We start from the raw sequence: 12,180 nt of genomic DNA, 5'->3' as shown, positions 1-12,180 counted from the left end.
TACTCTTCAGTTTGTTTCATCATTCGTTTGAAAAACCAGCAAATTCAGCTTACCCAAAATTAGGGGATCATAAAATAGTCGATACCCGTCAGCGTTCGGATGAGTTCCCGTACCGCCAAATGAGTGATTGCCACCTTGTTCATCAGTTTCATCATAAGAGTAGTCGTGCTGATACTGTTTTAGAAAGCCATTGAAATTACCCTCCGTGTACAAATCAGCAACCATAATCGACCATTTACTCATAATTTTCAGTGAAATGTCGTGCATGACGTTTTGAACCATTAAATCTCTTGCCGGCGTCTTATGCGTAGCAACGTACAAAATTTTGGCACCTTGGTACTTAGTCTCCAACATCTTGCAGATAGTTTCAACGGCACCACAGTATGTCGTAGGATCTAGTTGCTCATCATACCCGTTACTTATCTTGCCTAATTTCTTAGGATCGTTAACAACTTCGGGATATGCGTCATTAGCAATCGAGTCAAATACAATCAAATCAGGAACATCATCGGGCGTACTCGTAATTTGCTTGATAATGTTGTTTGGATCGGTTGTCCTCGAAGTTGCTCCGTTGACGCAAAATTTTTTAAAAGAAATTTTGTTTGCCCGGCAAATATCATCAACAAAACTTACATTTGCCAGATGGCCATTAACGATACTAGTGCCAAAGGCATACATTGTCTTCCCAACCAATGGATTTTCGATCACGTCATTCACATTCTTTCACACTATTTATCACTGTCGTTATCCGAATCAGGAACCCCAGCAACTGCCTGGAACACATCAGCAAGTGACATGTTTTGATCCGCAAATTTCTTGTGGAGAATCAAGTTTCTGAAGTCTTCAATCGACATGCTTTCTTTTTGCTTAAAGGGTAGTGGTGAAGCAACCACCCCATTTTGATTTAAACCAGTAACTAGAGTAATTACAATTCCATCGCGGCTATCCAAAGTTACGGTGTAATGTTCATAATATGAAGGGATTTCATATGATCCAGTTAACTCTTTATGAGTCTTGAAGTAATCAGTAATGAATGCGTGAAAACTTTCCGCAGACTTCAAGGCTTCTTTCCAGTCTAAATTTTCCTCAGCCATAAAATCGTCTCCTATCTAAACCTATAAATCGCTTATTTTACAGTAGAACCTTCTTGATCATTCTTCTTCCAGAAATCAATTGAGTCGTAGTCAACACCAGTCAAGTCTTCACAGACCTTCTTAGTCTTAGGGTCAACGTCCTTCATGCTACCACCCTTTTGAAGTCTAACTAATTCGCTAGCAAGGACACCGAATGTCTTCTTACTTAGCTTAAAGCGACTTGCAAATAGAAGCGCAATCAAAATCATAATTCCAACACCGCCAGAAACGATGAATGTAATCATGTGAATAGCACTACCTGGTTGAGCAACAGCACCAGTAGTTGATTGTTTGAAATGAGCAAAATCAAGTAAGTAACCAGCAACAACTGAAGCTAAACCTTGACTGATTTGGTTGATAAATACCATAACTGAGGCAAATAGTCCGGCACGGTTTTTACCAGTAACCAAGGTATCAACATCAGGGATGAATGGGAATACGTTCCAAGGAACAAAGTACAAGATGTACAAACCAACTTCGTAGAACAAAGTACCAATAACAAGCCATACCATAACGTGAGCAGGTTTAGTTAAAGCAACAAAGGCCCAGTCAAGACATGAAATTAAAATTAGTGAGTAACCAATTGTATACAGCGATCTTGGTGAAATCTTAGTAACAATGTATCCAGCTGCCAAAGTAACTGGTACAGAAACAATACTTAATGATTGCAGGAATCCTGAAACTGAAGTTGTCTTACCAACAACGAAAACAATAAAGTAAACAAATACTGTTGACCAAAGAATAGTTGCAAAGTATGAGCTTAAATAAATACCCATGTGAATTCTGAAACTCTTAATCTTGAATGTCGAGAAGTAGTTCTTAACTTCTGACTTCAAGTTAGGTTTTTTACCGTTATTTGCACGTAAGGCTTCTGCTTCAAGCTTCTTAGCTTCATCCTTAGTGATAAAGTGTTCCCACGTGGTCTTGTATGTAATGAAGATCAAGAAGAACGTAACGATTGAGAAACCAGCTTGCATAATTAAATATGGAGTTGGTGAAGTCTTTGGGAAGTAGTTGAACAATTGAGCAGGAACGAATTGTGCCAACATGTTACCTAACCCAGCAATAACCATCCGGGCAGTAGACATTGTTGTCCGTTGGTTGTAATCCTTGGTCATTTCGTTTGGTAAAGTTTCCCAAGGAATTTGCAGAACTGACATCAAGACAGTAGTGATAACGTATGTTACCAAGTAGTACCAGAAGCTCATTCCGGCAATCCACATTGTAATGGCAAACAACACTGAAGGTGCGGCAGCCAAAATAAACAAGTGACGACGACCAAATTTACGGCCTAGCTTGTACTTGTAAACATTATCTGAAATGTTTCCCATTACTAGAGAGGCAATTCCATCAGCCACACGACCAACTAAGAAAATCGTAGCCCCTTGACCAGCTGACAATCCACAGAATGTTGTGTAGAAGAACAGCAACCAAGCACCAACTAATCCTTGCATCGAAATACTGAAGAATGAGAAAACGCCAAATCCAACTGATCTGCCTAAGCCAACTTTTCCTTTAGCTTGGTAGATTCCCTTGTTGGCATATTCATCCCAGCCATCATGAACCTTCTTGTTTTGCATATCCATAATATCCTCCTAATTACCGGCGAATTTTGAATTCGCTTTCATTAATGTGTAAAAAATTTTGTGCAAAAAACTTTAAGACGAGCCGTTGAAACGGGGGAGAAACTTTAAGCCGATAGTAAACAATTCCCGCGAAAACGGGTATTCCGAAATAATTGCACTAGCTAGTTGCTGTTTACTTTCAACTTAATTTTTTGTACAATCTCATTGTAAGCGCTTTACAACGCACATTCTTTGCATTTTTATAGCCAAACATTGCAAAAAGATAGGTGATATTATTGATTGACAACCTTCCAATTGACGGAACAATTCCAATCGATGTCTTCTGTAACCACGTTACCAGTAGGCATCACGACAGTCCACTACATGTTCATACCCATCATATTGAACTTTTCTTATTAATTTCTGGAAACGCAAGTTTTTATACTGAAAAGCAAGCATTCAAAATCCCACCTAAATCGCTGATTATCATTCCAGATGGCATTTGGCATTGTGCTGTTACCCATGATGATAGTCCTTATGAACGGGCATACGTTAACATCGATCTAGATTTAATCGATATTTTATCAACGGACAAAACTAACCTGTACAAGTGTTTTGAAGCTGCTCGTAACCAAGAAGTCAGTACGATGATTCTTGACGAACAACAATGTGCTTCATTTACCACCATGTGTGAAAATTTATCATCGATTATTGAACAAAATGAATATGCCTCTGATATTTATGAAAGGATTATCTTAGCAAGAATGCTGCTACTAGCTAATGAAGTTACTCCTGTTCAGGAGCACCGGGAAAACAATATTCCCAAACTGTTGGAGGAACTCACCAGATTTATTTCTGAGAACATTGACCAAAAGTTAAGTCTATCCATTTTTAGCCAACAATTTTTCTTGAACCCTAACTATATTGATCAGTACTTCAAAAAATACATGCACGTATCGATTCATACCTATGTGATTGAAAAACGAATTGAGTTAGCCAAACAGCTGCTTAGAGAAGGTGCCAGCGTCACTGACACATGCGAAAGGTGCGGTTTTGGTAATTATAGCAACTTTATTAGAACGTTTGGTCAGCGAGTTGGAATGTCGCCTGGCAAATATAAGAAGTTACACCACCATGAAGTATCAGCGGTGAGAAAATAAAAAAAGAAGAAGTTTGCGTGCTAAATTGCAAACTCCTTCTTTTTTATTCGCAAAGCTATTTAATCAACTTTGCTACATACTCCCCAAACTCACTCGTACTGAGAATTTCAGCAGATTCCATAGTGGCAAAATCTTCGGTTACATGCTGAGTTTTTATTGCTTCACTAATTGCGGCTTTAATTACACTCGCAACTTCACCCCAACCAATGTAGTCAAACATCATCGCTCCTGACAGAATGATCGACGTTGGGTTCATTTTATTTTGGCCAGCGAACTGAGGTGCGGTTCCGTGGGTCGCTTCAAAGATGGCGTGACCAGTCTGGTAGTTAATGTTAGCACCAGGAGCAATCCCAATTCCACCAACCTGAGCAGCCAAAGCGTCTGAAATATAGTCACCATTAAGATTCATCGTGGCAACAACCTCAAAGTTTTCCGGATGAAGGAGAGCTTGCTGAAAAAAGTTGTCGGTGATTACATCATTAACAATCAGTTTACCAGTTGCCCTAGCATCAGCTAATGCCGTCTCTGCAGCGTTCTTACCATGATTTTGCTCAATGTCAGCATATTGGTTCATAGTAAATACTCTATCACCATACTTTTTCTCAGCCAGTTCATAGCCCCACTTTTTAAAGCTTCCCTCTGTCTTCTTCATGATGTTTCCTTTATGAACCAGAGTTAGAGTGTGCCGATCATGGGACAATGCGTGCTCAATCGCTGCTGCCACGATTCGGTTAGAGCCATCAATCGAAATTGGTTTGATGGCGAAGGCGGCCGTGTCAGGAAATCTGACTTTGGTTAGTTGCCCGTTATTTTCAAGCAGTTTTTTAATTTGCTCGGCCTCATCAGTTCCAACATCAGCATCGATTCCGGCATAGATATCCTCAGTGTTTTCTCGAAAAACGTCAATGTTAACTCGCTCGGGATGAACCACCGGAGAAGGCGCACCGTCAAAGTAAGTTACTGGCCGAAAACACGCATACAAATCTAGTTTTTGTCTCAGAGTTACATTGATTGACCTGTGTCCCTCACCAATTGGGGTAGTTAATGGTCCCTTTATTCCCACTAAATACTGATCAAGTTTAGTTAGGGTCTCCTTTGGCAACCACTCACCCGTTTGCTTATAAGCTACCTCACCGGCTAACAATGGCAGCCATTCAACTTTTCTTGTCCCATGGTATGCAGACTTAACCGCTGCATCAAATACAGTCTGAGCTGCCTGCCAAATTTCTGGACCAATTCCATCCCCCTGAATAAAGGGAATTATTGGATGATCAGGGGTAACTATCTGATCACCGTTAATTTCAATTTTTTCGGTTTGCATTTTTATATCCTTTCTAACTCAACACGATTAAAAATCCAGATAATGTCACAAACGAACACACCGTGCTCCAGAATTGAGTTGATGCCAACTCTGATTCATTAACTTTAAACTGAATTGCTAAACTGGTTGGCATCGTTGCGGTTGGAATTGCTAAAGTTAACACCACGATTCTTTGCAACTCTGAAGGTGCATTTAAAGCCAACATTACGCCCCAAATTACTAATGGGAAAAGAACATTCTTGGTAAGTACAGTCATTGCAATTGCACTGTTTACCAAAATCTTTCTGGTATACAGAATAATTCCAGTTGCAAAAATTGCTAAACCACCCGCACCTTTACCAAGTAATTCAAATGATCCTGCTAATTGTTCGGGCATCTGTGATCCGCAAAGTGCGAGCACAAACCCTAAAAGTGCTGCTAAAACCAGCGGCTTTTTTAACGTGCTAACGATTCTGGAGCCCAGTGAACGGACTTCCGTTAATGAGCTAAACACCACTGGTAACATTATGATATTAATGATCAACGTACAGATTCCAATCGTAATTGCACTTAACGACTGGCCAAAAATCAATGGTAGAATCGCTGAACCGATAAACAGCACAGACGGGTCCGCAACCGACATGGATCTCAATGACGAAATCTGCAGTTCTGTATGTAGTATGTATCTATGAATAACTAGCAGTAGAAAATAGGCACCCACCATGCTAACTAATAACCAGGTCGCTAATGGAATATCCTGAATAATTATCTTCCTTGGAGTACTCCAAATTCCAGAAAACACGCTTAATGGCAGCATGTAATTCAAGACCAAGTGAACAAATTGACGACTATCATGATCATCGAACATTCCCTTGGCAGCAGACATATATCCTAACGCGATGGTAACAATAATTGGTAGTAGTGCAAACAACAATGTTTGTAACATATCTTCATCTCCAGTTTGCTAAGGCATCCTTAGCTATATTTAGGTTACTTATGCAGTTTATCCTCCTTTGTAAAGTAGATTTAACTAAGAGCCATCAAGAAAATTGCTAACGAAACTGCGGAAACAACTGTACTCCAGAACTGTGTTGATGCTAATTCTGCGGGATTGACGTTAAATTGAATCCCTAAACTAGTTGGCATTACTGCGGTTGGAATTGCTAAGGTGACTACGACCACCCGGCGAATTTCTGATGGCAGATTGAACAGTAACATTAATCCCCAAACAACTAGTGGAAATATGATGTTTTTAGAAGTAACTGTCGCAAAAATGGTCTTGCTAACAGAAATCTTCTTGGTAAACAAAACGACTCCAGTCGCAAAAATTGCTAGTCCACCAGCACCCTTTCCAAGTAATTCAAAGGTGCCTGCAAAGTTAGCTGGCATTTGCCATCCCAATAACGCGAGGGCAAATCCACCAAGAGCCGAGGCAACCAAAGGTTTGCGCAACGTTGTTAGCACTCGATTCCCATTCGCCGACTTTTCACCATCAAGTAAGGCGTAAGCTACTGGCAACATAATCACATTAATTACTAGGGAACAAACCCCAATTGTGATGGCACTTAACGATGCCCCAAATACTGGGGGTAAGATTGCCGAGCCAATAAAGGGAACTGACGGCATCGCAACTGACATCGCTCGTAATAAGGACACACTAATTGGCGTCTTCATAATGAAGCGATGAATCAATAGTAACGAGAAATAGCTGCCGACCATCCCAATTATTAACCAGCCTGCTAACGGAATATCTTGGATAATAATCTTTCTAGGTGTACCCCAAATTCCCGCAAAGACACTCATTGGCAACATAACATTCATAACTAACGAGACCAGTTTCCTACTATCACGGTCATCGAACGAACCTTTTGCCGCCGCAAAATATCCCAACGCAAACGTGAAAATCACGGGGAGTAGTGCAAACATTAAGTGGTTAAGCACGTAATCATCTCCTTTAACTTATTAATGTTAGATTATATTACATTAGAAATAAATTACAAGACCATGAGAGAAAAATACATAATTAAAGACAATAAAAAAAGCATTCTAGCCCCCGCTAGAATGCTAAAAACACGGATATAGTACCTCAAAATTAAGGGGAAATTGGGATACAGAAATTTGTGTGAACTTTTTAAACAACACGTGTTGTTTAATGCTATTATATTGTTAGTTTAATTGCGTAACAACAACACATATTCAACATGTGTTGCATTAGGGGGGAGAACATGAAGCTCAATTTAAAGGCTAAAGAAACCGAAGCCCGCATCGAGGACGCATTTTGGCAGGTACTTGATGAAAAAGGCTTGGAACGGCTAACCGTCACCGACATTATCAAGGTAGCAAATATTAACCGATCCACCTTTTACAACTACTTTCCAGACAAATATGAACTATTGGGGCATTTACAAGATCAACTTATTGATGGTATCAAACAGATCACTAACGAAAAAGCGATAGTAACAAGCCAATCGCCTGAAGAAATATGCACAATGTTAAATAGTTACTTTATCAATCTACTAACTTACGTAAAGAACAATGCAAAACATATTCTGATAATGTATGACCATGATCAAGAAACCCTATTTGTGAGTCGAATTCATTATTTTTCCAAAGAGTTTTTTCCGTACTGGGCAAAATTGTTACATGAAAATAGTGAAATCAAAGCCCAATACGCTTATGCCGGAATCATGGGAATGATTGCTAGCATTGTGTTAGAGTGGTTTGACTCTGATTTTAGTCTCAGTGTTGAAGAAGTGGCTGCGATAGCTAATGATGTGGTTCAAAAGTTTATTTTTCAAAGATAAAAGAAAGCTCAGACAGTTTTAAAATTCAAAACTGCCTGAGCTTTTTTATCTTATTCGACTACTACATATGCCTTCACTGTCTTACGTGAATCCATATCCTTATATGCCTGATCAATTTCAGACAATGAATAAGTATTTGTAAACACCTTACCTGGATTGATTTCACCGTCAAGAACAGCTTTTAGTAATGCTTGCTTATCATAGGTCGTTACAGAAGCTGGACCACCTGCAACTTGAAGGTTTTGGTAGAACAAGCCAGTCATATCTTGACTTGCAGTATGTGGCAACCCAACACGGCCGACAATTGCTCCTGGACGGCCGACTTGAAGGGCGGTCTCGGTTGATTGCTCAGTTCCCACACACTCAAGGACTGCGTCAGCACCTTGGTTGTTTGTGAGTGCCATAATGTCACGGACGGCTTCGTCACCACGGGTAGCAACGTTGTCGGTTGCCCCAAATTCTTTGGCAAGCGCTAACCGATCCTCATGCCGACTAGTAGAAATAATCTTTTTAGCGCCCTTCATCTTAGCAGCGATAATTCCACAAAGGCCAACCGCTCCGTCACCCATTACGACCACAGTATCGCCTGCAGAAACGTTTGCGACTTGGGCAGCATGATAACCAGTGGCCATCACATCAGCCAAAGTTAACAAGGATTTTAACATCCCTTCACTGTAATCGTCTGGCTTACCAGGGACTTTTACCAATGCCCATTGCCCATATTGGAACCGCACATATTCAGCTTGAACACCCTCACTAAAGTTATCGGTATGGTTTTGACACGAGCCATCAAATCCGGCTAAACAAGCAGCACAATGGCCACATCCATGGGTAAATGGTGCAATCACAAAGTCACCTGGCTTAACGGTGGTTACATCGTCACCAACGCTTTCAACGATTGCCAAAGCTTCATGCCCAGAATTAATCTGGTCAGGCTTAACATCGTTAATTCCTCGATAGTTCCATAAATCTGAACCACAAACACAGGTACGCACAACCTTCAAAATCACGTCACTAGGTTGTTCAATCATGGGGATATCCTTGTCGGTAATCTCCATTTCACCTGGTTTAACTAAAATTGCTTCTTTCATTTCAAAATCCTCCCTAAAATTTAAAACTATTCGAATATTTCCTTAGCGATGCCAAATGCTGACCACGCCTTGGGCCAACCAGTATAAAACGCCAGTTGGGTAATTAGTTCGACCATTTCGTCTTTAGTAACGCCATTTTGCTTAGCAATCTTCATATGGCTCTCCAATTGGGGAAATAGTCCTTGTGCCATGAGGGCTGAACAAGTAATCAAACTTCGATCACGTGGTGACATCTCCTGCTCACGCGACCAAACTTCACCAAACAAAACATCATCATTTAGTTCGGCAAACTTGGGGGCAAAGTCACCCAGTTTTTCACGACCAGCTGTTTGTTTTTTCATGTTTTATCCCTCCAATTTATTATAAACTTTATCGCTAACGGGTTCGAGCCATTCAGGGGTTCCCGCTGTAATTGCGATATGGGAGAACCAACTATTACTTGTAGCTCCATGCCAATGTTTGACACCATCATGAGTGACGATTACGTCACCAGCAGTTAATTTCTGAGCTGGTTTGCCATCTTCTTGATACCAGCCTTCACCACCGGTTACCAACAGAATTTGGTAGCCATCATGATGAATATGCCAGTTGTTTCTGGTTCCCGGTTCAAATGTCACCACCCCAACACCTACGTTTACTTCTGGATCAGTCACCAGATGATTCAAATAACTATTACCAACAAAATATTTTGCAAATGCTTCGTTCAAATCACCACGGTCAAAAATCACGCCGTTTTTAACCTCTTCATTTTTAGTCACTTTGCTCACCCATTCTTTCAAGATATTCCTTGAAGGACTCACTATCAGAAATCGTGGAGTCTAACTTTCCTGAATACCAGTCAATCTTATGGTTGATTACTCGTAAATTTGCTTGGAGTTCCTTGATTTCATTTTTTGCGCGCTGACTAACCTTTTTTAATAGTTCCTTGCGCTCTAAAATCGTGGAATCGCCAATTGCCCGGAGCTTAATGTATTGCTGGATTTCTTCCATCGTCATTCCGGTACCTTTTAAATGCAGGACAAACATAAGCCAGCGGGCATCTTGATCTGTGTAATAGCGCCGATTATTTTCATCACGCTGCGGCCGAATCAGCCCTTCATCTTCGTAATAACGGAGTGTAAAGACTGATAGTCCAACCTTCTCGCTAAATTCACCAATTTTCATAGTGTGCCTCCTTGGTATGTGTATAGAGTACGACTTAGAGTGGGCTGGAGGTCAAGGAAAAAAAGCAGTACGTAAATATTATTTTTGGTTTTTAACCAAAGACCTAAACTTAAAAAATTATAGTATGCGAATTCATTAACATTTTTATTAATTATACAATGAACTGTTATGTACAAAGTAGTAGAAACGAAACTAAAACATTTACTGCTTTTTAAAAAAGCCATCAAAAACTGGCATTAGCATTGAAAGCGTTTTATAAGCTCGTATGATAAAGATATGAATAAAAAATTGTTTAGAGATTATAAAAGTAAATAAGGATGTGAGTACTCAAATACTGATAATTTAACGAAATTACGCAAAGCAATGCTTAATGAAAACCATAGGCTGTCCATTGGTACTTGAATAGCAAGCGCCAATATTAGGAAAACCAGTTCCATATAATTATAACGACCTTGAAGGAGTTAACTATGAAAGAAGAATTTCGTGAATTTGCAGCAGTTCCACCAAAAGGCTGGAACAGTTGGGATAGTTACGGAGCCTCAGTAAAAGAAGATGAAGTTCGCCGTAACGCAGAATATATGGCTAAAAACTTAAAGAATTTTGGGTATGAATATGTTGTTGTAGATATACAATGGTACGAGCCAACTGCTAACTCTTCGGCTTACCATAACTTCTACCCATTAGTGATGGATGAATTTTCTCGTTTGATTCCAGATGAAAAAAGATTTCCTTCCGCTAAAAATGGAAGCGGATTCACTGAGCTTGCTGATTATATCCATTCGCTGGGCTTAAAATTTGGAATCCACATTATGCGGGGAATTCCTCGCCAAGCAGTTCATAACGCAACCGCAATCAAGGGAACTAACAAAACTGCTCGTGATATTGCACTCAATTCAATTTGTCCTTGGAATTCAGACATGTAAGGTGTGAACGTTGATATACCTGAAGGACAATTATATTACGATTCATTGATGGAACTTTACGCTTCTTGGGGTGTTGACTTCATCAAATGCGATGATATTGCTAATTCATCAATCTATAACGGTACATTGAAAAAAGAAGTCGTTGCCTTACGAAAAGCCATCGATAAGACTGGTAAAGACATGGTTCTTTCATTGTCCCCAGGTCCTGCACCAGTTGAAAATGGCGCCTTCCTTCAAAGAAATGCCAACATGTGGAGAATCACTAATGACTTTTGGGATCAATGGAACTTACTTTTGAACATGTTTGACCGAGCAGAAAAATGGTCAGCAATGTCACGCCCAGGAAACTGGCCAGATTGTGACATGCTTCCGCTAGGACATATTGGAATTCGCTCAGTTGATGGCCCCGGTGGTAACCGCCAAACTCGTTTTACTAAACCTGAGCAAAAAACAATGATGACTCTTTGGGGAATGATGCAGTCGCCATTAATCATGGGTGGTGAACTTCCGGATCTTGATGATTGGACCACTAGCCTCCTCACAAACAAAACCATACTAACAATGGATGATCATATTTTAGAAAAATATCAACTGTTCAGAAATGAGGATTATATTGTCTGGGAAGCAGATTCGGCAGAACACAAATACTTTGCAATTTTTAACATTTCATCTTCTGCTATTAACAATTTAGATTCAATTCTCACTTCGCTAGACATTTCCAAAAAAGGAAAACTCTGTTGGGAAGAAACTGATTTAACTGCATCTTCGTCCGTATCAATTGCTTCACATGATGTCTGCTTAATTGAGCAGTAAACTTTAAAAAATATTTATAACTTAAAGGAGGTGACTTTTAGTTATTTCACCTAGACAAAAACTAAAGCACTGGGATTTCCATAGGTCCCAATGCTTTTTATTAACTAATAAAATCTCCTTTAATGACTGCCTTCATCTTTTGAAGTTAAAATAATGAAGATGAACGCAAAATTCTTTGTCAAAAGCATCAAATTTAGCAATTTTAAGGCTTGTTTTTCAGCATTAAT

Annotated in this window: 12 protein-coding genes and 1 pseudogene; 3 read left to right on the top strand and 10 right to left on the bottom strand. The window is 39.8% G+C overall.

Annotated elements, in window-relative coordinates:
* Positions 1-6: 6 nt before the first annotated feature.
* From PL11_RS05645 to PL11_RS05635, 3 genes are read right to left on the bottom strand one after another with little or no spacing between them, the layout of a single operon-like run.
* Complete coding sequence (locus tag PL11_RS05645; RefSeq protein ID WP_237047473.1) at positions 7-717, bottom strand: SGNH/GDSL hydrolase family protein; 711 nt, start codon at positions 715-717, stop codon at positions 7-9.
* Positions 718-728: 11 nt separating this feature from the next.
* Positions 729-1,094: a hypothetical protein gene (locus PL11_RS05640; RefSeq protein ID WP_035167898.1), complete on the bottom strand. Its 366-nt coding sequence runs from the start codon at positions 1,092-1,094 to the stop codon at positions 729-731.
* 32 nt (positions 1,095-1,126) lie between these two features.
* Entirely contained in the window at positions 1,127-2,713 is a 1,587-nt protein-coding gene (locus PL11_RS05635) for an MFS transporter (RefSeq protein WP_035168357.1), read from the bottom strand.
* 281 nt (positions 2,714-2,994) lie between these two features.
* Here PL11_RS05635 and PL11_RS05630 point away from each other — a divergent pair, with 281 nt between their 5' ends.
* Positions 2,995-3,858 carry an AraC family transcriptional regulator gene (locus tag PL11_RS05630; protein WP_035167896.1) on the top strand — a complete coding sequence of 288 codons (864 nt, stop codon included), beginning with the start codon at positions 2,995-2,997 and terminating at the stop codon, positions 3,856-3,858.
* Positions 3,859-3,913: 55 nt separating this feature from the next.
* On the opposite strand, the gene icd is transcribed toward PL11_RS05630, so the two are convergent.
* From icd to PL11_RS05615, 3 genes are all read right to left on the bottom strand, one after another.
* On the bottom strand, positions 3,914-5,179 hold the full coding sequence (gene icd / locus PL11_RS05625) for an NADP-dependent isocitrate dehydrogenase (protein WP_035167894.1): 1,266 nt from the start codon (positions 5,177-5,179) through the stop codon (positions 3,914-3,916).
* Between the two features lie 13 nt (positions 5,180-5,192).
* Positions 5,193-6,104 carry an AEC family transporter gene (locus PL11_RS05620; RefSeq protein ID WP_035167892.1) on the bottom strand — a complete coding sequence of 304 codons (912 nt, stop codon included), beginning with the start codon at positions 6,102-6,104 and terminating at the stop codon, positions 5,193-5,195.
* A gap of 80 nt (positions 6,105-6,184) precedes the next feature.
* A complete protein-coding gene (locus tag PL11_RS05615) occupies positions 6,185-7,099 on the bottom strand; it encodes an AEC family transporter (protein ID WP_035167890.1) in 915 nt (304 codons plus the stop codon).
* 284 nt (positions 7,100-7,383) lie between these two features.
* On the opposite strand from PL11_RS05615, the gene PL11_RS05610 reads away from it, so the two are divergent.
* On the top strand, positions 7,384-7,962 hold the full coding sequence (locus PL11_RS05610) for a TetR/AcrR family transcriptional regulator (protein ID WP_052127823.1): 579 nt from the start codon (positions 7,384-7,386) through the stop codon (positions 7,960-7,962).
* 50 nt (positions 7,963-8,012) lie between these two features.
* Here PL11_RS05610 and PL11_RS05605 read toward each other — a convergent pair whose 3' ends face one another.
* From PL11_RS05605 to PL11_RS05590, 4 genes are read right to left on the bottom strand one after another with little or no spacing between them, the layout of a single operon-like run.
* On the bottom strand, positions 8,013-9,053 hold the full coding sequence (locus PL11_RS05605) for a zinc-binding dehydrogenase (protein WP_035167888.1): 1,041 nt from the start codon (positions 9,051-9,053) through the stop codon (positions 8,013-8,015).
* 26 nt (positions 9,054-9,079) lie between these two features.
* Entirely contained in the window at positions 9,080-9,394 is a 315-nt protein-coding gene (locus tag PL11_RS05600) for a carboxymuconolactone decarboxylase family protein (RefSeq protein ID WP_035167887.1), read from the bottom strand.
* Between the two features lie 3 nt (positions 9,395-9,397).
* Positions 9,398-9,811 (bottom strand): cupin domain-containing protein, encoded by a 414-nt coding sequence (locus PL11_RS05595; protein WP_035167886.1) that lies wholly within the window; start codon positions 9,809-9,811, stop codon positions 9,398-9,400.
* Positions 9,804-10,217 carry a MerR family transcriptional regulator gene (locus PL11_RS05590; RefSeq protein WP_035167885.1) on the bottom strand — a complete coding sequence of 138 codons (414 nt, stop codon included), beginning with the start codon at positions 10,215-10,217 and terminating at the stop codon, positions 9,804-9,806. Before PL11_RS05590 ends, PL11_RS05595 begins: the two co-directional genes overlap by 8 nt.
* Positions 10,218-10,684: 467 nt before the next feature.
* Between PL11_RS05590 and PL11_RS05585 the strand changes: the two are divergent.
* A pseudogene (locus PL11_RS05585) lies at positions 10,685-11,953 on the top strand (glycoside hydrolase family 27 protein).
* Positions 11,954-12,180: the final 227 nt, after the last annotated feature.

The sequence above is a fragment of the Lentilactobacillus curieae genome, from assembly GCF_000785105.2.
Lineage (GTDB): Bacteria > Bacillota > Bacilli > Lactobacillales > Lactobacillaceae > Lentilactobacillus > Lentilactobacillus curieae.
Note: the sequence above shows the minus strand (reverse complement) of the source record. Positions and strands in the feature narration are given on the sequence as shown.

What these genes read in the sequence shown, in the direction of transcription:
- PL11_RS05640 (WP_035167898.1), bottom strand. Translation starts at nt 1,094, where the DNA reads ATGGCTGAGGAAAATTTAGACTGGAAAGAAGCCTTGAAGTCTGCGGAA.
- PL11_RS05600 (WP_035167887.1), bottom strand. Translation starts at nt 9,394, where the DNA reads ATGAAAAAACAAACAGCTGGTCGTGAAAAACTGGGTGACTTTGCCCCC.
- PL11_RS05605 (WP_035167888.1), bottom strand. Translation starts at nt 9,053, where the DNA reads ATGAAAGAAGCAATTTTAGTTAAACCAGGTGAAATGGAGATTACCGAC.
- PL11_RS05610 (WP_052127823.1), top strand. Translation starts at nt 7,384, where the DNA reads ATGAAGCTCAATTTAAAGGCTAAAGAAACCGAAGCCCGCATCGAGGAC.
- PL11_RS05635 (WP_035168357.1), bottom strand. Translation starts at nt 2,713, where the DNA reads ATGCAAAACAAGAAGGTTCATGATGGCTGGGATGAATATGCCAACAAG.
- PL11_RS05590 (WP_035167885.1), bottom strand. Translation starts at nt 10,217, where the DNA reads ATGAAAATTGGTGAATTTAGCGAGAAGGTTGGACTATCAGTCTTTACA.
- PL11_RS05620 (WP_035167892.1), bottom strand. Translation starts at nt 6,104, where the DNA reads ATGTTACAAACATTGTTGTTTGCACTACTACCAATTATTGTTACCATC.
- icd (WP_035167894.1), bottom strand. Translation starts at nt 5,179, where the DNA reads ATGCAAACCGAAAAAATTGAAATTAACGGTGATCAGATAGTTACCCCT.